General features: G+C 63.9%; 17 protein-coding genes and 3 pseudogenes. 18 read left to right on the top strand and 2 right to left on the bottom strand.

Annotation, left to right across the window (positions count from 1 at the left end; translation table 11 throughout):
- Positions 1 to 140: 140 nt before the first annotated feature.
- The 3 genes and pseudogenes from ABIF91_RS07025 to ABIF91_RS07015 form a co-directional block, all read left to right on the top strand.
- Positions 141 to 437, top strand: a pseudogene (locus ABIF91_RS07025) (response regulator); the annotation flags it as partial.
- A gap of 375 nt (positions 438 to 812) precedes the next feature.
- Positions 813 to 965, top strand: a complete 153-nt coding sequence (locus tag ABIF91_RS07020; RefSeq protein WP_424578832.1) for a hypothetical protein — start codon at positions 813 to 815, stop codon at positions 963 to 965.
- Positions 966 to 978: 13 nt separating this feature from the next.
- Complete coding sequence (locus tag ABIF91_RS07015; protein WP_424578831.1) at positions 979 to 1,992, top strand: recombinase family protein; 1,014 nt, start codon at positions 979 to 981, stop codon at positions 1,990 to 1,992.
- On the opposite strand, the gene ABIF91_RS07010 is transcribed toward ABIF91_RS07015, so the two are convergent.
- Positions 1,979 to 3,043: an IS630-like element ISRj1 family transposase gene (locus tag ABIF91_RS07010; protein WP_026192128.1), complete on the bottom strand. Its 1,065-nt coding sequence runs from the start codon at positions 3,041 to 3,043 to the stop codon at positions 1,979 to 1,981. The genes ABIF91_RS07015 and ABIF91_RS07010 overlap by 14 nt on opposite strands.
- An 84-nt stretch (positions 3,044 to 3,127) precedes the next feature.
- Between ABIF91_RS07010 and ABIF91_RS07005 the strand changes: the two genes are divergently transcribed.
- The 13 genes and pseudogenes from ABIF91_RS07005 (at position 3,128) to ABIF91_RS06945 (ending at position 20,671) form a co-directional block, all read left to right on the top strand.
- Entirely contained in the window at positions 3,128 to 4,021 is an 894-nt protein-coding gene (locus tag ABIF91_RS07005) for a hypothetical protein (RefSeq protein ID WP_249169981.1), read from the top strand.
- 3 nt (positions 4,022 to 4,024) lie between these two features.
- Positions 4,025 to 5,177: pseudogene (locus ABIF91_RS07000) on the top strand (sigma-54-dependent transcriptional regulator); the annotation flags it as partial.
- Complete coding sequence (locus ABIF91_RS06995; RefSeq protein ID WP_424578830.1) at positions 5,170 to 7,194, top strand: sensor histidine kinase; 2,025 nt, start codon at positions 5,170 to 5,172, stop codon at positions 7,192 to 7,194. The pseudogene ABIF91_RS07000 and the gene ABIF91_RS06995, both read left to right, overlap by 8 nt.
- A gap of 341 nt (positions 7,195 to 7,535) precedes the next feature.
- Positions 7,536 to 9,188 (top strand): OFA family MFS transporter, encoded by a 1,653-nt coding sequence (locus tag ABIF91_RS06990; protein ID WP_028178255.1) that lies wholly within the window; start codon positions 7,536 to 7,538, stop codon positions 9,186 to 9,188.
- 273 nt (positions 9,189 to 9,461) lie between these two features.
- Positions 9,462 to 11,168, top strand: coding sequence for an NADH-ubiquinone oxidoreductase-F iron-sulfur binding region domain-containing protein (locus tag ABIF91_RS06985; protein ID WP_028178254.1), 1,707 nt, complete (start codon positions 9,462 to 9,464; stop codon positions 11,166 to 11,168).
- Entirely contained in the window at positions 11,165 to 13,933 is a 2,769-nt protein-coding gene (gene fdhF, locus ABIF91_RS06980) for a formate dehydrogenase subunit alpha (protein WP_028178253.1), read from the top strand. The genes ABIF91_RS06985 and fdhF overlap by 4 nt, the downstream gene beginning before the upstream one ends.
- Before the next feature lie 256 nt (positions 13,934 to 14,189).
- Entirely contained in the window at positions 14,190 to 14,663 is a 474-nt protein-coding gene (ybaK, locus tag ABIF91_RS06975; protein WP_424578829.1) for a Cys-tRNA(Pro) deacylase, read from the top strand.
- A gap of 12 nt (positions 14,664 to 14,675) precedes the next feature.
- On the top strand, positions 14,676 to 15,761 hold the full coding sequence (locus ABIF91_RS06970) for a HupE/UreJ family protein (protein ID WP_028178251.1): 1,086 nt from the start codon (positions 14,676 to 14,678) through the stop codon (positions 15,759 to 15,761).
- 172 nt (positions 15,762 to 15,933) lie between these two features.
- Positions 15,934 to 16,848, top strand: coding sequence for an alpha/beta fold hydrolase (locus ABIF91_RS06965; protein ID WP_424578828.1), 915 nt, complete (start codon positions 15,934 to 15,936; stop codon positions 16,846 to 16,848).
- Between the two features lie 37 nt (positions 16,849 to 16,885).
- Positions 16,886 to 18,015, top strand: a protein-coding gene (locus ABIF91_RS06960) for an IS3-like element ISRj2 family transposase (protein WP_129557670.1) whose coding sequence is annotated in 2 segments (ribosomal slippage) — positions 16,886 to 17,138 and positions 17,138 to 18,015 — 1,131 coding nt in all. Because the reading frame shifts where the segments join, the coding sequence is not laid out codon by codon here.
- Between the two features lie 120 nt (positions 18,016 to 18,135).
- Complete coding sequence (locus ABIF91_RS06955) at positions 18,136 to 18,963, top strand: ABC transporter substrate-binding protein (protein ID WP_424579088.1); 828 nt, start codon at positions 18,136 to 18,138, stop codon at positions 18,961 to 18,963.
- 62 nt (positions 18,964 to 19,025) lie between these two features.
- The gene (locus tag ABIF91_RS06950) at positions 19,026 to 19,907 is read left to right on the top strand and encodes an NAD(P)-dependent oxidoreductase (RefSeq protein WP_028178247.1); all 882 of its coding nucleotides are present in this window, start codon (positions 19,026 to 19,028) and stop codon (positions 19,905 to 19,907) included.
- 8 nt (positions 19,908 to 19,915) lie between these two features.
- Positions 19,916 to 20,671, top strand: a complete 756-nt coding sequence (locus tag ABIF91_RS06945; protein WP_424578827.1) for an IclR family transcriptional regulator — start codon at positions 19,916 to 19,918, stop codon at positions 20,669 to 20,671.
- 5 nt (positions 20,672 to 20,676) lie between these two features.
- On the opposite strand, the gene ABIF91_RS06940 is transcribed toward ABIF91_RS06945, so the two are convergent.
- Positions 20,677 to 21,360: a GntR family transcriptional regulator gene (locus ABIF91_RS06940; protein WP_028178245.1), complete on the bottom strand. Its 684-nt coding sequence runs from the start codon at positions 21,358 to 21,360 to the stop codon at positions 20,677 to 20,679.
- 151 nt (positions 21,361 to 21,511) lie between these two features.
- On the opposite strand from ABIF91_RS06940, the pseudogene tcuA reads away from it, so the two are divergent.
- Positions 21,512 to 22,902 (top strand): annotated as a pseudogene (gene tcuA, locus ABIF91_RS06935) (FAD-dependent tricarballylate dehydrogenase TcuA).
- A complete protein-coding gene (tcuB, locus tag ABIF91_RS06930) occupies positions 22,889 to 23,989 on the top strand; it encodes a tricarballylate utilization 4Fe-4S protein TcuB (protein WP_028178244.1) in 1,101 nt (366 codons plus the stop codon). Before tcuA ends, tcuB begins: the two are co-directional and overlap by 14 nt.
- Positions 23,990 to 24,007 lie beyond the last annotated feature (18 nt).

The following is a 24,007-nucleotide window of genomic DNA, read 5'->3' as shown; positions in this document are numbered from 1 at the left end:
AGGGCGAATGTTCACGGCGGCGACGTTTGACTATGCTGCGCCTGCGGGGGAACGGCCGTAGCTTCGCTGCAATGCGAAAGACGCCGATTGTTGCGGTGGATGATCTCAAACCCAAGATTCTCAAACCTAAGACATCGGGCATGACTTTCTCAACATCGAGGGCAAGCGCAACCGCAAATTCCGCGGTGGGACGCGAGCCTGACGTCAAGCTCGGCAAGACGGCCGCAGGGCCGGAGTTCAGCGCGCTGGCGCAGGCCTCCATCCTGATCGTTGACGACGAGCCGGGCATGCGCAACTTCCTGGTGCGCACGCTTGCGCCGCGCTGCAAGCTAGTGGACGAGGCGGCCGATACCGACCAGGCTTCGCGCAAGCTCGATTCCAACCGCTACGACGTCGTCATTCTCGACAACATCATGCCCGGCAACGAGGGGATTGAGGAATGTCCCTGATAGTGAGTCTGACGAATCATTTCCGGAGGTGGTCGAGGTTCGGGACCCCCACCATCCTTTGTGGGGGCGCTCATATCGAGTGATTAGGAAGATCGGTCAGCGAGGCCGAGGCATTCCCGCTTCGTATGAAGTTGAGTATCGCGCAGGAAGCAGTCTTCTGATTCAAGCAACCGCAATCGAATATTATGAGCAAGAGGCAAATCAGATTAAGCTGAGTATGGAGGCTCTACTCGAGCTTTTATCGACAGCGGATTGTCCCGACGCACATGAGCATGGATCCAGCCGATCTTTGGTCGACGCTGACGCCCGCGCTCCGACGCCAGATCGTCGAAGACGTCGCCGCAATTTTGGCGGAGATCCCTCATGAAGTCCGAGCTGGTCACACCAAGCCACTTGGCGCGCAAAGCCGTAGTCTACATCCGGCAGTCGACGCCCCATCAGGTCGTAAGCAATCAGGAGAGCCTGCGCCTTCAATACGCGCTTCGCCAGCGCGCCCGCGAACTCGGATTGGCGTGAGGCGGCCATCGACGTGATTGATGCCGATCTCGGGTTGAGCGGCGCGTCTATAGCACAGCGTAACGGCTTCAAGGAACTCGTTGGCCGTGTTGGCCTGAGTGAAGTGGGACTCATCCTGTCGATCGACGTGACCCGCTTGGCGCGTAATTGTACCGACTGGTATCCGCTCCTGGATATCTGTGGTCTACGTGGCTGCCTGATCGCCGACCGCGATGGTGTCTATGATCCGGGCACTCCCAACGGACGGTTGCTTCTCGGGCTGAAGGGTTCGATCTCCGAGCTTGAGCTACATACGATCCGCAGCCGGCTGACCGCCGGCCTGCTGGCCAAAGCCGAACGCGGCGAACTTGCGGTTATGCTGCCAATCGGGCTGATGCGGGACCCGAGCGGTGTGGTCGTTAAGGATCCCGACATGGCCGTGCAAGGGCGGCTCGGTCTCGTCTTCCAGTTATTCCTGCAGCTGCGCAGCGTTGCCAAGGTCATGCGAGCGTTGAACGAGCGTGACCTGGAACTGCCGCGTCGTGATCGATATGGCGATTTGTGCTGGACGCGCGCGACGCTGGCTGCCGTCGCGGCGATCTTGAAGAACCCCGCATACGCGGGCGCCTTTGTCTATGGACGAACCCGCTTCCGGCCGCCGAAGCGGGAGGGGGCCCTGCCACAAAAGGCTCCGCGGCCGATGGAGGAGTGGCGGATCGTCGTTAAAGATCGATATCCAGCCTATATCGACTGGCCAATTTATGAAAAAATCCGATCCGTCATCAGAGATAACCGAGCCGAATACATGCGCATCAAAACCCGCGGCGCGCCTCGCAATGGCGAGCTCCTGCTCCACGGCATTGCCTGGTGCGCACGATGTGGCCATAAGATGTACGTCCGCTACAAGGGCGGCGGCGAATATGTATGCAATCACCTGCGTACCCAGGAAGGTCAGCCAACCTGCCAACACATCCGCGCCGCCCATATCGATGCAGCCGTTGGCGACGCATTCCTAACCGCACTAGTACCCGGAATCAGAGCTGAGTGATACGGCGGCCTTTGAAACGGCGTTGACGGACCTTTTTCTTGGTCCAGACGAAGGGCTCGGCTCTGTCGTTGTATGCGTTGACGTAGGCATCGATGTGTTCCTGAAGCTGCTTGAGGCTCGTGAAGGAGGTGCCGCTGAGCGACTGCCCCTGCAAGATGGAAAACCATACTTCGACCTGATTGAGCCATGACGCACTTGTCGGCGTGAAATGAAATTGCACGTTGGGGTGGGCCTTGAGCCAGTCCTCGTTCTTTTTATGGGTGTTGAGGTTGTCGAGGATGACGTGAAGCTTGCGGTTCGGAAAAGCCGCGGTGACGCTGTTCATGAAATCGAGAAACTCGACGCGGCGCCGGCGTTTTGAATGGGTCGCGATGATCTTTCCGGTGGCGACTTCGAGCGCCGCAAACAATGTTGTGGTGCCATGCCGCTTGTAATCGTGGCTTTGGCCGGTCAAGGCGCGGCCATTGGGCAACTTCAGATAACCCTGCGCTCGCTCCAAAGCCTGGATCGAGGGCTTCTCGTCCACGCACAGCACAATGGCCTTCGCCGGCGGCGCGACATAGAGGCCGACAACATCGGCGGCTTTGGCCGTAAAGTTCGGGTCGTTGCTCTCGCACCAGGACTTGCGAGCCACCAGGTCAATCTTGTGGCTGCGCAGGAACCGCCAGACATATTGGACATCGACATCGCCCAGCGCCTCGGCCAGCAGGGGGCCGGTCCAGCGCGCAAACCCTTGCGGTGGCGGCTTATCCAGCAGCTTCAGAATCCGCTTGTCGGTCGTCTTCGTATAGATCGGCTGCTTGCCAGGCCGCGGCTTGTCTTGCAGCCCTTCAAGGCCATGGTCGGCATAGCGATGCCGCCAAAGGCTGACAATCCGCGGCTGGACCCCAACTTCCTTGGCGATCGACCGGGTGCTGCGCCCATCCGCCGCCAATAGAACTATCCGCGCCCGCTTCAAATCGCGCTGCAACGTCACCGGTGAGCGACAGCACGCCTCAAGCACCTTGCGATCTTTCCTCGAAAGGTGGACTTCTCTTGCTTCGGGTATCATCCCGACCTTGAATCACGACTCACGTTCCAAGAAAAGTTGGTACTAGCGCCGGCCGAACTCGATGCCTTGTCGCGCTCCCGCCGGGTGCAGCAGCAGACGAACAATGCGCTACGCTCCAGTGCAGAACGAGAGCTCGAGCGCAAGCGATACACGGCGGCGCTCGCCGAACGGCAGTTCAACCGAGCTGATCCAGATAATCGGTTGGTCGCCTCGGAACTCGAGCGTCGATGGGAAGCGGCGCTAAACGACGTGCGCGCCGCCGAAGAGGCGCTTGCCCGACAGACGCCGCCCAAAGCCATCACACAAGTGGCCATAAGCAAGGAGCTCAACGACAAGGTCATCAGCCTCACCGGCCGCCTCCCGCAGATATGGGGTGACGAGACTATCTCGGATGCGCATCGCAAGGCGTTGTTGCGATGTCTCATCGAAAAGGTCGTTCTCGACCGCGGTGAGCGCGACTTGGCCCTGGCTAGGATCGTCTGGCGGGGAGGCGCCGTGACGGAGCTCGAAGTGAAGATGAGCGTCAACTCCGTCACCAGATTGACGCGAGGCACAGAGATGCGGGAACGCCTTCTGACGCTCGCTCGCGACGGCGTCCCAGACGACAAGATCGCCACAATCCTTACTCGGGAAGGTCACCGCTCTCCCCGTTGCGCCGATAAGGTGCTGCCTATCACCGTTGGGCGGCTCCGTCGTGCCGCCGCCATCAAGGTAACTGCCCAGCGCAGCCGATGGGAGCATGACGACTCATACCTCAGCCCGCCCGAACTGGCCCGAAGGCTCGAGATTCCAGTAAACTGGCTCTATGTTCAGATCCGAACCAAGCGTTTGCTAATTGATCGCCAGCCCAGCGGCGCCTATCTCTTCCCGAATACACCATCCGTTCTTCACGCCATCGGAGACCTTCGAAACCACGTCATCGCGCAACTTGATCTAAGAATCTGTCAGCCTAACAAGGAGGGGCATCAACATGGGTGATCGAAGAATGGCGTCGACTGGCTCGCCGAGCAGCGCGCCGTCGGCTTCTTCGCCGATGCCATCCTGATCACCGCCTATGCCGACCTCGACACCGCGATCCAGGCCCTGCGCGCCGGTGCGGCCGATTTCGTGCTCAAGCCGTTCCGCTCCAATCAGATCCTCAACGCGGTGGCACGATGCCTCGACCGCGTCCGTCTCCAGCGCGAGAATTATGTCCTGCGCTACGCTCTGCGTGCCTCGTCCGACCGCACCTTTCTGCGCGACAATCTGGTCGGACAGTCGGCAGCGACGCTGCGCGTGCGATGAGACCATCGCACGCGTCGCGCGCCTGCCGACCTCGATCCTCCTCACCGGCGAATCCGGCACTGGCAAGGAAGTGGCAGCGCGGTCGATCCACTCGCTGTCCGACCGCGCCGACAAGCCCTTCGTGCCGGTGAATTGCGCGGCGATCCCGCCGGACATGATCGAGGCCGAGCTGTTCGGACACATCAAGGGCGCCTTCACCGGCGCCGATTCGGGCCGCGAGGGCTTGTTCCTGTATGCCCATGGCGGCACGCTGTTCCTCGACGAGATCGGGGAGCTGCCGCTGCCGATGCAGAGCAAGCTGCTCCGCGTGCTCGAAGACCGCCGCGTCCGTCCGGTCGGCTCCGAGCGTGAAGTTCCGGTCGACCTGCGCTTCATCTTCGCGACCAATGCCGAGCTTCAGCAGGAGGTCGAGAAGGGCCGCTTCCGGGCCGATCTGTTCTACCGGCTCAACGTGATGCAGATCCGCCTGCCGCTCCTGAAGGATCGCGGCGACGACGTGCAGGAGCTTGCCACCATCTTCATGAGCAAGCTGTCGGTGCAGTTCGGCATGCCGCCGGTGCCGATCGACGCCTCGGTGCGGGCGGCGCTCGCAAGCTATGACTGGCCGGGCAATGTGCGCGAGCTGCGCAATTTGATCGAGCGCACGCTGATCCTCGGCGCCTTCCCCGACGATTTCGCCGGTCCCCGCAACAACGGTCAGTCGGCGCCTGCCGACAGTCTTGCGGAACTCGAGCGCCGTCACATTCTCGGCGTGCTGAAGGAGGTCAATGGCAACCGCGAGGAGGCGGCTCGGCGCCTCGGTATCTCGCGCAAGACCATCGACCGCAAATGCGCGTTGTGGGATGTCTGATGCTGCCGGCCGCAGCGACGAGCCCGTGCGGGGACGCTCCGTCCGCTTCCGGCTGCTCGCGATCGCGCTGCTGCCGATGCTGGTCATCCTGCCGCTCCTGCTCGGCGTTGCGATCTATCGCTGGAACGCGAAATTCGACGCGACCCTGATCTCCAAGGTGAACGGCGATCTCACCATTGCCCACCAATATCTTGCCCGCATCCTGGAAAAGACCGGCGTCCAGATCCGGGCGCTCAGCCTGTCGGCCCGCTTCCACGAGGTGCTGGCGCCGGAGGCGCGCAGCTCCCTGCAGAAGCTGCTCGACGAGACCCGCAGGGAAATCGGTCTCGATTTCCTGTATCTGACCAACGGTCGCGGCGACGTCCTGGCTTCATCGCCGCCGTTGCAGCATCAGCCGAGAAGTGACTGGCCGATCATCATGTCGGCGCTGTCGGGCCAGGTCCCTGCGACGGGCGTCGACATTTTCGGCAATGACGAGCTCGCCGCAATTTCGCCGGCCCTGGCCGAGCGCGCGCGATTGGACCTCGTGCCGACCCCGAACGCGGTGCCGACCGACCGCAGCACGGAGACGCGCGGCATGGTCGTGCATGCGGCGAGTCGGGCGATGCTGCCCGACGGTGGCGCCGCTGCGCTGGTTGGCGGCACCCTGCTCAACCAGAACCTGGAATTCATCGACACGATCAACGACCTTGTCTATCGCGCGGCGAGCCTGCCGGAGGGCAGCCAAGGCACCGCGACGCTGTTCCTGGACGACGTGCGGATATCGACCAACGTCCGCCTGTTCGAGGGACGGCGCGCGCTCGGCACGCGCGTGTCGGCGGCGGTGCGCTCGGCCGTGCTGGGCGAGGGGCGCACCTGGCTCGACAGTGCCTTCGTGGTCAATGACTGGTACATCTCCGCCTACGAGCCGCTGGTCGACAGTTATGGCAAGCGGGTCGGCATGCTCTATGTCGGCTTCCTGGAGAAGCCGTTCAGCGAAGCCAAATACCAGACATTGGTGATCATCGTCGCAGCGTTCATCGCGATCACCGCCGCGACCGTGCCGATCTTCCTGCGCTGGGCGACCTCCATCTTCATGCCGCTGGAGCGCGTCACGGCGACGATCGCCGAGGTGGAGCGCGGGAACCTCTCCGCCCGCACCAGCATGCCGGTGTTGGGTGACGAGATCGGCCGCGTCGCGGTTCATCTCGACAGTCTGCTCGACCAGATCCAGGAGCGCGACCGACAGCTCCGGGAATGGAATGAGGAGCTGAACGTCCGCGTGCGGGAGCGCACCCGGGATCTCGAGCACGCCAATCTCAAGCTCGAGGCCACCACCAAGCAGCTCATCATGTCCGAGAAGCTGGCTGCGATCGGCGAGATCACCGCCGGCGTTGCCCACGAGATCAACAATCCGATCGCGGTGATGCAGGGCAATCTCGACGTCATCCGCAGCGTGTTCGGCGCCGATGCCGACAAGGCGAAGGTCGAGTTTCGCCTGCTCGACGAGCAGATTCACCGCATCAGCCAGATCGTGACCAAGCTGCTGCAGTTTGCAAGGCCGGAGGAGTATGCCGGCTATGTCGAGCGCCATGCGCCGGCCAGCGTCATCTCCGACTGTCTGCCGCTGGTGCAGCATCTTCTGAACAAGACCGAGATCGCCGTGGTCAGGGACGATCGCGCCAACAGGCTCGTGCTGATGAACCGCAACGAACTGCAGCAGGTACTGGTCAATCTCATCGTCAACGCGATCCACGCCATGCCGGACGGCGGAACCCTGACGCTCCACGCCTTCGATGCCGAGCACGACGGCCATCAAGGCGTCGCCATCGAGATCGCCGACACCGGCATCGGCATGAGCACTGAGGTGATCGAGAAGATATTCGATCCCTTTTACACCACGAAGCGGCGGCAAGGCACCGGGCTCGGCCTCTCCATCAGCCAAACGCTGATCGAGCGCCAGGGCGGACAGATCACGGCCGAAAGCCGCGTTGGCTCCGGAAGTACATTCACGGTGTGGCTGCCGGAAGCGGCCTGATTGGACATTTTGTCCGAGGCTTCCAGGACATTCTGTCCGGCGCGGCACATTGCGCTGCGGGAAGTCGTTGAATCGTCACGATGCGACTTCTGGCACGCGCGTTGCTCATCTCAGGACAGGGTGTTGAGGGGGATGAGGGCGCGATAGCCGTCATTGCAACGCTGATTGCGAGGCGAAGGGACAACCCGCGATCGGCTGCTTGCTCGGCGCATATGACGCGAGGCGCACCGGATAATTCCGCTTCGGCATGAAATTCGACCTGTCATGCGCGGCTGCCGAGCTCGCGCGCGACCGGTCTCAAACCGATTTGCCGGCAAGGCCGCGCCTGGGAGGTAATGCTTATGACGACTGCCGATACTGTTCTTGCACCGGTCGGTGCTTCCGGCTTGCTCGATCGTGAACGCACGATCGCGACGGCCGGCTTCAATCGCTGGCTGGTGCCGCCGGCGGCGCTGTGCATCCATCTCTGTATCGGCATGGCCTACGGCTTCTCGGTGTTCTGGCTTCCGCTGTCGCGCGCGATCGGCATCACGGCGCCGAAGGCCTGTCCGGACATGTCGCTGTGGCAGGAGCTGTTCACCACGAGCTGCGACTGGAAGGTCGCCAGCCTGGGCTGGATGTACACGCTGTTCTTCGTGCTGCTCGGCGTCTCCGCCGCGATCTGGGGCGGCTGGCTCGAGCGGGTCGGTCCGCGCAAGGCCGGCTTCGTCGCAGCTCTGTGCTGGTGCGGCGGCCTGTTTCTCGGCGCGATCGGCATCTACACCCACCAGCTCTGGCTGATGTGGCTGGGCTCGGGCGTGATCGGCGGCGTCGGTCTTGGCCTCGGCTACATCTCGCCGGTGTCGACGCTGGTGAAATGGTTTCCGGATCGCCGCGGCATGGCGACCGGCATGGCCATCATGGGCTTTGGCGGCGGTGCCATGATCGGCGCGCCGCTGGCGAATCTCCTGATGAACTACTTCAAGAGCCCGTCCTCGGTCGGCGTCTGGGAGACGTTCGTTGCGATGGGCGTCATCTACTTCGTGTTCATGATGATCGGCGCGTTCCGCTATCGCATTCCGCCGACCGGCTGGCAGCCCGAGGGCTGGACCGCGCCGGTCAAGGCCAATGCGATGATCTCCAAGAACAACGTCCACCTGAATAACGCGCACAAGACGCCGCAGTTCTGGCTGATCTGGTGGGTGCTGTGCCTCAACGTCTCCGCCGGCATCGGCGTGATCGGCATGGCCTCGCCGATGCTTCAGGAGATCTTCGCCGGCAAGTTGATCGGCCTGCCCGACGTCGGCTTCAATCAGCTCGATGCCGGACAGAAGGCGCAGATCGCGGCCATCGCCGCGGGCTTCGCCGGCCTGCTGTCGCTGTTCAACATCGGGGGCCGGTTCTTCTGGGCCTCGCTGTCGGACAAGATCGGACGCAAGAACACCTACTACACGTTCTTCATCCTCGGCATCGTGCTTTACGCGCTGGCCCCGACCTTCGCGGCGATGGGCTCGAAGCTGCTCTTCGTGCTCGGCTTCGGCATCATCCTGTCGATGTATGGCGGCGGCTTCGCCACCGTGCCGGCCTATCTCGCGGACATGTTCGGCACCCAGTTCGTGGGTGCCATCCACGGCCGGTTGCTGACGGCATGGTCGACCGCGGGCATCATCGGCCCGGTCGTGGTGAACTACATCCGCGAGTTCCAGCTCGCGGCCGGCGTTCCCCGCGACCAGCTCTACAACACCACCATGTACATCCTCTGCGCGATGCTGGTCGCAGGCCTGATCTGCAACTACCTGATCAAGCCCGTCGACTCGAAGTGGCACATGAGCGATGCCGACGTCGCCAAGCTCCAGGCCGCGAGCGCCAGCGCCGCCGCCGCAGGACCGCACGGCTCCTACGGCATCGGCTTCGGCGGGCTCGACGCCAAGACGGCGCTGTTCTGGGCCTTCGTCGGCGTGCCCCTCGCCTGGGGTGTCTGGAAGACGCTGGAGAGTGCGGTCAAGATTTTCTGATCGCGCATTCACCGCCGGCAGCGCGCCATGCGCGCTCCCGCGATACGATTTCGCTATCGCAGCATGGGAAGCCTTTATTGATCTCCAGACCAATTCGGGCTTCGTTCTGTCATCAGGCGCGTTGTGACGAGCGCAAGGCTGTGTTCAGGCAGGAATCATGGTTGGCCTTGGGCCGCGCTTAACTGCTTCCGAGTGCATGAGAAATCGCTTGGCATCTGGCATGCCAGAAGCTAGAAGTGGAGCCGTTCTAAAAGTCGAGATCGGGACGAATCGATGAGCCATGACGACGTGCACAAGGTCCGCTCCTTCGAGCATCCCGGAGAGGGACGCCGGCGCGCCAAGGCGACCCCGAAGGGACGCCAGGTCGATCCGGCCGCTGCGCATGAAATTGAGTTGCTGCTCGGCGACCGTCCACGGCGGCGCGACCTGCTGATCGAATATCTGCACCTGATCCAGGACAAATATCACCAGATCTCGGCCGCGCATCTGGCAGCCGTCGCCGACGAGATGAAGCTCTCCTTCGCCGAGGTGTTCGAGACCGCGACCTTCTACGCCCATTTCGACGTGGTGAAGGAGGGCGAGCAGGATATTGCGCCGCTCACCATCCGCGTCTGCGACTCCCTCACTTGCGCGATGCTCGGCGGCGAGAAGCTGCTGCAAGATCTGCAAAGCAAAGCTGGACCGGGCATCCGCGTCGTGCGCGCGCCCTGTGTCGGCCGCTGCGACACCGCACCCGCTGCCGAGGTCGGTCACAACTTCGTCGATCACGCCACCGTCGACAATGTGATGGCGGCGGCAAAGGCCGGCGACACTCACGCGCATCTGCCCGGATATGTCGACTACGACGCCTATGTCGCCGGCGGCGGCTACAAGCTGCTGGGCCGTGTACGCTCGGGCGAGCTGCCGAAGGACGATCTCCTGAAGGCGCTCGACGACGCCTCGCTGCGCGGGCTCGGCGGCGCCGGCTTCCCGACGGGGCGCAAATGGCGCGCGGTGCTGGGAGAGCCCGGCCCGCGGCTGATGGCGATCAATGGCGACGAGGGCGAGCCCGGCACGTTCAAGGACCGCTACTATCTGGAAACCGATCCGCATCGTTTCATCGAGGGCATGCTGATCGGCGCGCAGGTGGTCCAGGCCTCCGACGTCTACATCTATCTGCGCGACGAATATCCGGCCGCGCGCGAGATCCTCCAGCGCGAGATTGCAAAGCTGCCGCCGGGCGGCCCGACGCTGCACATGCGGCGCGGCGCCGGCGCCTACATCTGCGGCGAGGAATCCTCGCTGCTCGAGAGCATCGAGGGCAAGCGCGGCCTGCCCAGGCACAAGCCGCCTTATCCGTTCCAGGTCGGACTGTTCGGCCTGCCGACCCTGATCAACAACATCGAGACGCTGTGGTGGGTGCGCGACATCGTCGAGAAGGGCGCCGACTGGTGGAAGGGCCATGGCCGCCACGAGCGTCACGGCCTGCGCAGCTTCTCGGTCTCCGGGCGCGTGAAGAATCCCGGCATGAAGCTCGCGCCCGCCGGCATCACCGTGCGCGAGCTGATCGAGGAATATTGCGGCGGCATGGCCGATGGCCATCAGTTCTACGCCTATCTTCCGGGCGGCGCGTCCGGCGGCATTCTGCCGGCGTCGATGGACGACATTCCGCTCGATTTCGGCACGCTGGAGAAATACGGCTGCTTCATCGGATCGGCCGCGATCGTGATCCTGTCGCAAAAGGACAGCGTGCGTGCGGCGGCGCTGAACCTGATGAAGTTCTTCGAGGACGAGAGCTGCGGCCAGTGCACGCCGTGCCGGGTCGGAACCCAGAAGGCAGCGCTGCTGATGCAAAAGCCGGTCTGGAACCGTGTCTTGCTCGAAGAATTGAGCCAGGCGATGCGCGATGCCTCCATCTGCGGGCTCGGACAGGCGGCATCGAATCCGCTGTCCTCCGTGATCAAATATTTCCCTGACGAGTTCAAGGAAGCGGCCGAATGACGAAGATTACGTTCGAGCTCGACGGCAAGCAGGTCGAGGCCAATCCCGGCGAAACGATCTGGCAGGTGGCAAAGCGCCAGGGCCGCGAGATTCCGCATCTGTGCTATTCGCCGGCACCGGATTATCGCCCCGACGGCAATTGCCGCGCCTGCATGGTCGAGATCGAGGGCGAGCGCGTGCTGGCGGCGTCCTGCAAGCGCACCCCGTCGGTTGGCATGAAGGTGAAGACCGAGTCCGCGCGCGCGGTGTCGGCGCAAAAGATGGTGATGGAGCTGCTCGTCGCCGACCAGCCGGCGCGCGAGACCTCGCACGATCCGGATTCGAAATTCTGGCACTGGGCCGAGACGACGGGCGTCACCGAGAGCCGCTTCCCCGCCGCCGAGCGCTGGGCGACCGACGCCAGCCATCCGGCGATGCGCGTCAATCTCGATGCCTGCATCCAGTGCGGCCTCTGCGTGCGCGCGTGCCGCGAGGTCCAGGTCAACGACGTCATCGGCATGGCCTATCGCAACCATGGCGCCAAGATCGTGTTCGACTTCGACGATCCCATGGGCGAGTCCACCTGCGTCGCCTGCGGCGAATGCGTGCAGGCCTGTCCGACCGGCGCCTTGATGCCGGCCGTGATGCTGGACGAGAAGCAGACCCGCGTGACCTATGCCGACAGGAAGGTCGACTCGCTCTGCCCGTTCTGCGGCGTCGGCTGCCAGGTGACCTACGAGCTCAAGGACGAGAAGGTGATCTATGCGGAGGGCCGCGACGGCCCCGCCAATCACAATCGTCTTTGCGTGAAGGGCCGCTTCGGCTTCGACTACATCCACCATCCGCATCGCCTGACCAAACCGCTGGTGCGGCTGCCGAATGCGAAGAAGGACGCCAACGACCAAGTCGATCCGGCCAATCCGTTCACCCATTTCCGCGAGGCGAGCTGGGAGGAAGCGCTCGACATCGCGGCCAGGGGACTCGTCAAGATCCGTGACGAGAAGGGTGTGAAGGCGCTGGCCGGCTTCGGTTCGGCCAAGGGTTCGAACGAAGAGGCCTATCTGTTCCAGAAGCTGGTGCGCACCGGTTTCGGTTCGAACAACGTCGACCATTGCACCCGCCTGTGCCACGCATCGTCGGTGGCAGCGCTGTTCGAAGGCTTGAGCTCGGGCGCGGTGTCCGCGCCGTTCTCCGCCGCGATGGATGCCGAAGTGATCTGGGTGATCGGCGCCAACCCGACCGTGAACCATCCGGTCGCCGCGACTTTCATCAAAAACGCGGTCAAGCAGAACGGCGCAAAGCTGTTCGTGATGGATCCGCGCCGGCAGACGCTGTCGCGTCATGCGACCAAGCATCTGCAGTTCAAGCCCGGCTCGGACGTCGCCATGCTGAACGCGATGATCAACACGATCATCACCGAGGGCCTCACCGACGACCAGTACATCGCCGGCTACACCGAGGGGTTCGAGGACCTCAAGGAGAAGATCAAGGAGTTCACGCCGGAGAAGATGGAGCCGATCTGCGGCGTCCCGGCGCAGACGCTGCGCGAGGTGGCGCGAACCTATGCGCGGGCGAAATCGTCGATCATCTTCTGGGGCATGGGCATCAGCCAGCATGTCCACGGCACCGACAATGCGCGCTGCCTGATTGCGCTGGCGCTGATCACCGGCCAGGTCGGCCGTCCCGGAACCGGTCTGCATCCGCTGCGCGGCCAGAACAACGTGCAGGGTGCCTCCGACGCCGGGCTGATTCCGATGTTCCTGCCGGACTATCAGCCGGTCGGGCGCGACGACATGCGCGGCGCTTTCGAAAAGCTTTGGCAGCAGGATCTCGATCCCGTCCGGGGCCTGACCGTGGTCGAGATCATGAACGCGATCCATGCGGGCGAGATCAAGGGCATGTATATCGAGGGCGAGAACCCCGCGATGTCCGATCCCGACCTCCAGCATGCCCGCCAGGCGCTGGTCATGCTCGATCATCTCGTGGTGCAGGATCTCTTCGTCACCGAGACGGCGTTCCACGCCGACGTCATCCTGCCGGCCTCGGCCTTCGCCGAGAAGGAGGGCTCGTTCACCAACACCGACCGCCGCGTGCAGCTCGCGCGTCAGGTGATCAAGCCGCCCGGCGATGCGCGGCAGGATCTCTGGATCATCCAGGAGATCGGCAAGCGCATGGGCCTGCCGTGGAATTATGCCGGCGCCGGCGACGTCTTCACCGAGATGGCGCAGCTGATGCCGTCGCTGAAGAACATCACCTGGGAGCGGCTGCTGCGTGAAGGCGCGGTGACCTATCCGGTCGACGGTCCGGACCAGCCCGGCAACGAGATCATCTTCACCACGGGCTTCCCGACCGCGAGCGGCCGCGGCAAGATCGTGCCGGCCAAGGTGATCCCGCCGGACGAGTTGCCTGACGCCGAATACCCGATGGTGCTCTCGACCGGCCGCGTGCTGGAGCACTGGCACACCGGCTCGATGACGCGCCGCGCGCAGGTGCTCGACCAGATCGAGCCGGAGGCGGTCGCCTTCATGTCACCGAAGGACATGCGCAGGAAGCAGCTCGCACCCGGCGACTTCATTCGGCTGGAGACACGGCGCGGCGCCGTCGAGGTCAAGGTCCGCTCCGACCGCGACGTGCCGGAGAACATGGTGTTCATGCCGTTCTGCTACGCGGAAGCAGCGGCGAACCTGTTGACCAACCCGGCGCTGGACCCGTTCGGCAAGATTCCCGAATTCAAGTTCTGCGCGGTGCGTGCCGAGCGCGCGGAGATGCGGGACGCGGCGGAGTAGGACTTGGCGCACTCCGCGGTCTTTCGACGTCACGAAGCCGCCAGGCCCTCGGTGTCGTCCCGGCGGAACGCCGGGACCCATACCGCGTGATTCACTCGAGTGGGGACGGTCGCAGTCCCGGACCACGAGTCTTCGCCAAATTCCTCCCTGGGGTTATGGGTCCCGGCGTTCGCCGGGACGACACCGGGTTTGTGGCGCGGGTGTGGATTCCATCGCATCGCTTCGCTCCTCGCAATGACGGTGGTAAACGTGGCTCATGTCCAAAGTCACGCCCGCTACACGCACGCTCACAGCCGCCGGTGTTGCCTTCACCGTCCATGCTTACGACTACGATCCCGACGCCGAGAGCATCGGCCTTCAGGCGGCTGCCGCCCTCGGCGAGGACCCGGCACGGGTCCTGAAGACGCTGATGGCGCTGGTGGATGGCAAGCCGGTCTGCGTGATCGTGCCGTCTGACCAGGAGGTCTCGATGAAGAAGCTCGCCGCTGCCGCGGTCGGCAAGTCGGCGCAGATGATGAAGCCGCCCGAGGCGGAGCGCGTCACCGGCTACAAGGTCGGCGGCATCAGCCCGTTCGGCCAGCGCAAGCCGGTACGTACCGTGATCGAGCAGAGCGCGCTCGCGCACGAGCTGGTCTATCTCAATGGCGGCCAGCGCGGATTGCAGGTGCGGCTGGAGCCGGCCGATGTGCGGGATGTCTTGAAGGCGGTCGTGGCGGATGTGCTGGCGTGACGGAGCGGGATCGTGAGGTGCACGCTGCTGCTGTGGTTCGCGGCGCTGCTCGGCATCGCTCTCCCGGCTGAAGCGCATCAGGTCAACCTCGTCACGGCGCGCGTGGCGCTGACCGCCGATCGCACGGTGAGCGTCGAGATCGGATTGAAGGGCAGCGATGTCGATCGCCTGATCGGCACGAGGACCTATGATGCAAGACAGGATACGGTCGATCCTGCGGCGGTCGAAGCTGCCAGATCCGCCATCCTCGTCTATATGAGCACGCACCTGAATGTGACAGGCGGCGCCAGGGCTTGTTCGGCCGGAGATGCAGCGATCCTGGCGGACGGCGACGGCATCATCTATCGCAACAGCTTTGCCTGCGCCGAGGCCCCCGGCGACCTGATCTATCGCTCGACCGTGCTGACCGAGAAAGACCCGGCCGCGCGACAGGTCGTGCTGATCGCGCAGGGCAGATCGGAAGCGCAGGCCTTGCTCGACGCCGGCAACACGACGGTCACGCTCTCGACCGCGCCGCCGCCGCTGTGGTCGACGATGCAGCGTTATCTCCTCACGGGTATCGAGCACATCTTCCTCGGCTACGACCACGTCGCATTCCTGATTGCCGTGGTGCTGTGGGCGAGACGGCTCATTCCGGTCGTCAAGATCGTGACGGCCTTCACCATCGCCCATTCGATCACCTTGTCGCTGGCCGCGCTTGATGTCCTCGTCATCCCGAGCAGCCTCGTGGAGCCCGCGATCGCGGCCTCGATCGTCTTCGTGGCCGTGGAGAACTTCTTCTCGCGCGATGTCGACAAGCGCTGGCGCATGGCCTTTCTGTTCGGACTAATCCACGGTTTTGGTTTCGCCGGTGCGCTTCGCGAGATCGGGCTGCCGCCCAACGCAGCGGTGCCGGCACTGGCCGCCTTCAACATCGGCGTCGAGATCGGACAGGTCGCGATCGTCGCAGTCGCGCTGCCGATCCTCCGCCTGGCCGATCGACTGAGTGCTGAGGATCGGTCCGAGCCGGTGAGGGCGGCGGGGCTGGTCTACGCAGTGTCCGCGGTGATCGGCCTGCTCGGCGGCTATTGGCTGCTCGCGCGCGTCCTCGAAGCCTGATTTCGGGCCGCGCCAGCGGCGAGACAAAACTTCACCCCTGAACGGGCGGCCTCCCCGCGGCACCGCATGCGGCCCCATGCACTTGAGTTCGCTCACAAGCCCTGTATAGAAGTGGAAGTGAAATAGAATAACGTTCTGACTAACAGAACGATGGAGAGGGAGGAACGAACCGATGGAATCCGAACGCGTCCATCAAGGCGGTGGCCCGCCGGTGTCGTTCACGCCCGGCGCCGTCATCACGGCCTTCGAGGCAATCCCCGACTTGCTGGCACGCGATGCTGCTCTGACCGCCCGCGGGCGCTGGCTCGACGTCGACTGCCTGCTTGGGCCGAGCACGCAGCCATTTCACGTTGCCATCCGCGCCGGGCAGATCGTGGATATGACGCCGGCTCCAGCGCTGATGCGTTCCTGGCGTTTTTCCTATCGCGCAACACCTGCCGCGTTCGCCGCCTATTGGCAGCAGATGCCGCCGGCAGGCTGGCACGATCTGCTGGCGATCAATAAGCGCGGCCATGCGACGCTTGAAGGCGATCTGCATCCCTTCATGACGCATCTTTCAGTACTTCAAGGATCTTTTGGCGCTGCCGCGACAGAACGGTTTTGGAGGTGCGCCATGAACGGATTCATCGAGCCGATCATTGGACGCTACGTCCATATCGAAGTCAATGGAGAGATCAACCGCATCTACTTCGAGGAAAACGGCAGCGGCATTCCACTGGTCTGCCTCCACACCGCCGGCTCCGATGCGCGGCAATGGCGACATCTGCTCGTGGATGACGAGTTCACCAGGCATTTCCGCGTCATCGCCTTCGACATGCCCTGGCACGGCAAGTCCAATCCGCCGGACAGCCAATACGGCACCGAATATCGGCTGACCACCGCAAGCTACACCGCGATCATCCGTGCGTTCTGCAACGCGCTGAAGCTGGAGCGCCCGGTGGTGATGGGCTGCTCGATCGGGGGCCGTATCGTGCTCAATCTCGCCATCGAGCATGCGCACGAATTCCGCGCCTTGATCGGGCTCGAGGCGGCGGACAGAGCTGGCCCCGCAAATTCGGACAGTAGCTTGAGTGGATTTTCTGCCTGACAGCGGCGAGGATTCTTGCTGCGAATCAGGAGCGAAGATGACGAAGAAGAGCCGCCGGACGCATTCTCCGGCATTCAAGGCGAAGGTTGCTTTGGCTGCGGTCAAAGGCGACAAGACACTGGCGGAGCTGGCGCAACTGTTTGATGTTCATCCGAACCAGATCACGATCTGGAAAAACCAGCTCCTGGAAGGCGCCGCCGGCGTGTTTGGGCATGACAAGACATCGGCCGAGACGCCGGTCGATTTGAAGGCGTTACATGCCAAGATCGGCGAGCTGGCGTTGGAAAACGATTTTTTGTCCGGCGCGCTCACCAAGGCGGGCCTGCTGAGCGCAAAGCGATGATCGACCGCGATCATGATCTTTCTATCGTGCGCCAGGCGAAGGTCCTGAAGCTGGCTCGCAGCACGGTCTACTATGAACCTCGGCCAGTTTCGGCCGAGGACCTTGCCTTGATGCGTCGGCTCGATGAGCTGCATCTCGATTATCCCTTCGCGGGAGCGCGTATGCTGCGATCGTTGCTGCGGCGGGAGGGCGTATACGCCGGTCGCCGCCACATCGCGACGCTGATGAAGCGCATGGGGATCGAGGCGGTCTATCGTCGCCCGAACACGAGCAAGCCGGCTCCGGGTCACAAGATCTACCCGTACCTGTTGCGCGGATTGAAGATCGAGCGGCCCGACCATGCGTGGGCAATGGACATCACCTACATTCCGATGCGGCGTGGCTTCGTCTATCTCGCGGCGGTCGTCGATGTGTTCAGCCGACGGGTCCTGGCCCATCGCGTCTCGATCACAATGGAGGCGGCCTTCTGCGTCGAAGCGGTCCAGGAGGCGTTGGCGAAGCACGGCAGGCCCGAGATTTTCAACACGGATCAGGGCAGCCAGTTCACCAGCCTCGAGTTCACCGATGTGCTGCTGGACGCGAAGATCGCCATCAGCATGGACGGCAAGGGCGCCTGGCGCGACAACGTGTTTGTCGAGCGGCTCTGGCGCACGGTCAAATACGAAGAAGTATATCTCCGCGCCTACGACAGCGTGTCCGAGGCGCGAGCGTCAATTGCCAAGTATCTGGCCTTCTACAATCAGGGACGCCCTCACTCGAGCCTTGACGGGCGCACGCCCGACGAGGCTTACTTCGGCACGCAAGCTATGGTGATGGCCGCATGACCGTCGCCGACGGTTTTGTCGTCGCTCTGGTCGGGCTACGCCCTCCCGACGCAACGACAAAACCGTAAAGCCCCGCGTTCAGCATAACCCGGCAGGAATCCACTTAAATCCAGCGGGGCGCTGTCCAAACAACCGGGGCCAGCTCTGTGCTCGCCGGTCAGCTTCCACTTCAATTACGATACTTACGCGCTGTCGAAGCTCACCAGCGACGCGATCACGCGGGCCGGCGGCAAGACCTGGTACTTCGTGACGGCCGACTATGCCTTCGGCCACGCACTTCAGCGCGACGCGACCAAATTCATCGAGGCCGCCGGCGGCAAGGTGATCGGCTCGGCCGCCCATCCGCTCGGCACCGCGGATTTCGCGTCGTTCCTGTTGCAGGCGCAGGGTTCCAAGGCCGACGTCGTCGGGCTGGCGACGTCGGGCGCGGACGTGCAGACCGCGATCAAGCAGGCGGGCGAGTTCGGCATCGTCGAAGGCGGTCAGATGCTCGCCGGTCTTCTCGTCTTCATCACGGACGTGAATTCCCTCGGCCTGAAGGTCACCCAGGGCTTGCAGGTGACGACTTCGTTCTACTGGGACCTCAACGAGCAAACGCGGGCCTGGTCGAAGCGCTATGCCGCTCTGATGGACGGCAAGGTCGCGAGCATGGTGCAGGCCGGGGTCTATAGCGGCGTCCACCACTATCTTGCCGCCGTGAAGGCGGCGGGCACGACGGATGCGACGGCCGTTGCCGCCAAGATGCACGAGATGAAAGTCAACGATATGTACAATAAGGACGTTGCGATCCGCGCCGACGGGCGCGTGCTGCACACCATGTATCTGGTTCAGGTGAAGAAGCCGGAGGAGTCCAAGTACAAGTTCGACTATTACCGGATCGTCAGCTCCAAGCCGGGCGAAGAGGTGTTCCGGCCGATGAGCGAAGGCGGCTGTCCGCTGGTGAAATGAATGCGTCGACCGGGCGGGCCTGCACCCGCCCGGTCATGGGATTTTCGAGGGAGAATAACGGAATGTCTGGTTCGATTGGGTTCATCGGTCTCGGTGTCATGGGCGAGCCGATCTGCCGCAACCTCTTGCGCAAGAGCGGGCGGCCGGTGCTGGCGTTCGACCTCGCCGCAGAGCCGCTGGCGCGGATCGTTGCGGATGGAGGGACCGCGGCGAGATCGGTCAAGGATGTCGTCGGCGGCACCGAGACGATCTTCCTGTGCCTGCCCAGTGCCAAGCATGTGATGTCGGTCTTCGAAGGCATCCTGCCGGCCATCGGAAGCGGCCAAACCGTGGTCGATCTCGGCACCTCCGATGTCGGCCTGACGCGGTCGTTCGCGAAGCAACTCGCTGACAAGGGCGCGCTCTGGATCGACGCGCCGATCGCGCGCACGCGGCAGGCTGCGCAGGACGGCACGCTCAGCGTCATGGTTGGCGCGACAGTGGAGCAGTTCGCGAAGGTCGAGCCGCTGATCCGGCATTTCGCCACGGACGTCACCCTCTGTGGCGACACCGGGGCCGGGCAGGTCACGAAGATCCTCAACAACATGGTGCTGTTCGAGACCGTCAATGCGCTGGCCGAAGCGGTCGCGATCGCCAAACACAGCGGCGTCGAGCCGAAGCTGCTGCTGGAGACCCTGTCCAAGGGGTCGGCGGACAGTTTTGCCCTGCGTAACCATGGCATGAAGGCGATCGTCGCCAAGGAGTTTCCGCTGCGCGCGTTCTCGACCGAGTATGCAATGAAGGATCTCTCTTACGCGCTGGAGCTGGGTGCGCGGGCCGGGCTCAATCTGCGCGGCGCCGCGCTGATGCGCACGATCTTCCAGGAGACGATCGACAAGGGCATGGGCGACGCTTATTTTCCCGTCATCGCAAAGCTCATCGATCCCTCCGGATTCCCTGACTAGGAGACCGCATGCCTTCGTCCGGTGTCGCCGCCGTCGACCGCGCCCTGAGCATCCTTGCGGCCTTCGAGGATGCGCCGGAGCCGATGACTCTGGCCGAGCTCGCCCGGCGCACCAAAATGTACAAGAGCACACTGTTGCGGCTGATGACGTCGCTCCAGGAATTCGGCTATCTCGTGCAGTTCGCCGACGGTCGTTATCATCTCGGCCCGACGCCGTTCCGGCTCGGTGCGGTCTACCAGCGCAGCAACAATCTGCATGATCGGGTGGTGCCGCTGTTGCGGCAGCTCGTGGCCGACGGCACCGAAAGCCCGTCGTATCACGTGCGGCATGACGCCAAGCGCAGGCTCTGCGTCTTCCGCGTCGATTCCCAGCATTCGACGCTCGACCGGGTCGAGGCCGGCATGCTCCTGCCGCTCGACCGCGGCGCAGCCGGCCGCGTCATCCTCGCCTTCGACGGCGAGAAAGGCGAGGGCTACGACGAGATCCGAAAGGACTGCATCGCAATGTCCTTTGGCGAGCGTGATCCGGATTGCGCCGGACTTGCCTGCCCGGTGTTCGGCCCCGCTGGCAAATGCGTTGGCGCCTTGTCGCTCTCGGGGCCGAAGCTGCGCTTCACGCGGAACAATATCAAGGCGATGACGTCGCTGTTGCTGAAGGCTGCCATCCGCCTGACGCGCACGCTGGGCGGTCCGACCGAACTGCTTGACAATGCCTTGCCGGCCTCGGCTGAAGATGTGCGTCCCGCGCGCAGGGTGAGGCGGTAGGCGGCCTATTGCTTCTGCAACAATTTCAGCCGGCAGCGCAGCGCTTCGCGAATGTGTGCGCGCGCGAGCTTTTCCGCCTTGTCGCCGTCGCGCGCGGCGATGGCCTCGATGATGGCCTGATGCTCGCTATGACTGGTCGAGGGGCGCCCCGATACGGTGAAGGTGGTCGGGCCGAGCAGGGCGATCCAGTCCTGCAATTCCCGCGAAGCGTTGTCGAGATAGCGGTTGCGCGCGGCGCGGCAGACCGCCTCGTGGAAGGCGCGGTTGAGCCGCGCCATCTCGGCGGCGTCGGTCTGCGGCGCCTCGACAAAAGCCTGCTCGATGTCTCGGAGCGCGTCGATCTCCGTCGTTGAGGCGTGCTCGGCGGCGAGGCGCGCGGCGGCGCCTTCCATGATCTCGCGCATGGCGTAGAGCTCAAGCACCTCGGAAATGTCGAGATTGCGAACGATCAGCCCGCGGCCAGCGGCGGGCTCGACGAAGCCGCGTGCCGCGAGGCGGCCCAGCGCTTCCCGCACCGGCGTGCGGCTGACCTTCAGCCGCTGGGCGACTTCCTCCTCGCGCAGGCGGTCGCCGGCGCGGTAGCTGCCGGCCTGGAGCGCCTCGCACAGCGAGCGGAACACGGCTTCGCCCAGCGCAACGCCGGCGCTGCGCGAAATCGACCCGCCTGTCCTTGCCGGGCGTCTGGCCATGATCCCTCGATGCGCATCCTGCCCATGCAGAGATGCCGCTTGCGTGCCTTCTGTATATCTTTGTATACAAAGGTGCGCAATGGCGGATCGTCTCCATCGAGACCGCCTGCTGACAGAATGTCTCCAACCTTTGTCGCATCAGGCAGACGGCATGAGCAGCAAATACGACGTGTTGGTGATCGGCGGCGGCAATGCGGCGCTGTGCGCGGCGATCAGCGCCAGGCGCGGCGGCGCCTCGGTGCTGGTGCTCGAAGGAGCACCAAAATTCTATCGCGGCGGCAACACCCGCCACACCCGCAACATGCGCTGCGCCATGACGCGGCAACCGAAATCCTGACCGGTCCCTATACGGAAGAAGAGTTCTGGGAGGACCTGTTGCGCGTCACCGGCGGACAGACCGACGAGATGCTGGCGCGCCACATGATCCGCGAATCCAAGGACATCTTGAACTGGATCGTGGAGCAGGGTGTGCGCTGGCAGCCTTCGCTCGGCGGCACGCTGAGCCTCGGCCGCACCAACTCCTTCTTCCTCGGCGGCGGCCGCGCGATGCTCAACGCGCTGTATCTCACCGCCGAACGGCTCGGTGTGGAGGTCGAATACGACGCCGAGGTCACCGACCTCGCGATCGAGGACGGCATGTTCCTCGCTGCCCGCCTCAAGCGGCCGATCAAGGGCGAGACCGAGATCCGCGCGACCTCGCTGGTCGCCGCCGCCGGCGGCTTCGAAGCCAACATCGAATGGCTGAAGCAATATTGGGGCGAGGCCGCCGACAACTTCCTGATCCGCGGCACGCCCTATAATCGTGGCTCGATCCTGAAGATGCTGCTCGACAAGGGCGTGCAGGAGGTCGGCGATCCCACCCAGTGCCATGCGGTCGCGATCGACGCCCGCGCGCCGAAATTCGACGGCGGCATCATCACGCGGCACGACTCGGTCGTGTTCGGCATCGTCGTCAACAAGCACGCGCAGCGCTTCTACGACGAGGGCGAGGACATCTGGCCGAAGCGCTACGCGATCTGGGGCCGGCTGGTTGCGGCGCAGCCCGACCAGATCGCCTACATCATCTTCGATTCGACCGTGGTCACGAGCTTCATGCCGACGCTATTCCCGCCGATCGCCGGGCAGACGGTGGCGGAACTCGCCGGCAAGCTCGAGCTCGATCCGGCCGCGCTGGAGAAGACCATCACCGAGTTCAACGCCGCGGTGCGGCCCGGCACCTTCGACCATACCATCCTGGATGACTGCCGTACCGAAGGCATCACGCCGGAGAAGACGCACTGGGCGCGCCGGATCGAGACACCGCCTTATCTCGCCTATCCGGTCCGGCCCGGCATTACCTTCACCTATCTCGGCACGCGCGTGAACAAGGAGGCGCGGATGCTGATGGAGGGCGGCAAGCCGTCGGCCAACATGTTCGCGGCCGGCGAGATCATGGCCGGCAACGTGCTCGGCAAGGGCTATGCCGCGGGCATGGGCATGACCATCGGCAGCGTGTTCGGGCGGATTGCGGGACGGGAAGCGGCGAAACATGCACGGAACTAGGATTCTCGACGAAGCAGACCGTCTGATGACGGTCTGCAATTCCTGCCGCTATTGCGAGGGCCTGTGCGCCGTGTTTCCGGCCATGGAGATGCGCCGCGCCTTCTCCGACGGCGATCTCAATTATCTCGCCAATCTCTGCCATGGCTGCGGCGCCTGCTACGTCGACTGCCAGTTCTCGCCGCCGCACGAGTTCAACGTCAACGTCCCCAAGACGCTGGCGGTCGCGCGCGCGGAGTCCTATGCGGCCTATGCCTGGCCGCAGGCGCTGTCCGGTGCGTTCGCGCGCAATGGCCTCGTCATCAGCATCATCGCCGCGCTCAGCATGGCCGCCTTCATCCTCGGCTTCGCTGCGCTCAACGATCGCAGCGTGCTGTTCGGCGTGCACACCGGGCCAGGCGCCTTCTACAAGCTGATGCCACATAACACCATGGCCGCTCTGTTCAGTGCCGCCTTCCTCTACGCCATCCTGGCCCTCGCCATGAGCGTGCGCGCCTTCTGGCGCGACATCGGCGCACCCATTGGTGGCCGCGCCGACGGCGGGTCGATCTTTCAGGCGATCCGCGACGCCGGCGAGCTGCGCTATCTCCATGGCGGCGGGGTCGGCTGCTACAACGAGGACGACAAGCCCACCGACCGGCGCAAGTTCTATCACCACCTGACCTTCTACGGCTTCCTGCTATGCTTCGCCGCGACGTCGGTGGCAACGCTCTATCACTATCTGCTCGGGCGCGAGGCGCCATATCCGTGGTGGGACCTGCCCGTGGTGCTGGGCTCGCTCGGCGGCATCGGCCTGATCATCGGGCCGATCGGCCTGTTCACGGCCAGGATGCGCCGCGATCCGGCATTGCTTGACGAGAGCCGTTACGGCATGGATGTCGGCTTCATCGCCATGCTGTTCCTGACCGGCCTCACGGGAATGCTGCTGCTGGTCCTGCGCGAGACCGGCGCGATGGGGCCGCTGCTCGCGCTGCATCTCGGCGCCGTGTTCGCGCTGTTCATCACCATGCCCTACGGAAAGTTCGTGCACGGCATCTACCGATTCGCCGCGCTGGTGCGCTACGCGCAGGAGCGGCGAACCGCGGCGTGACAGACGAACCCGGTCGCC

This window comes from Bradyrhizobium sp. USDA 241 (genome assembly GCF_049739505.1).
Lineage (GTDB): Bacteria > Pseudomonadota > Alphaproteobacteria > Rhizobiales > Xanthobacteraceae > Bradyrhizobium > Bradyrhizobium liaoningense.
The sequence above is the reverse complement of the archived record's forward strand: the minus strand, read 5'-3'. Positions and strand labels throughout refer to the sequence as shown.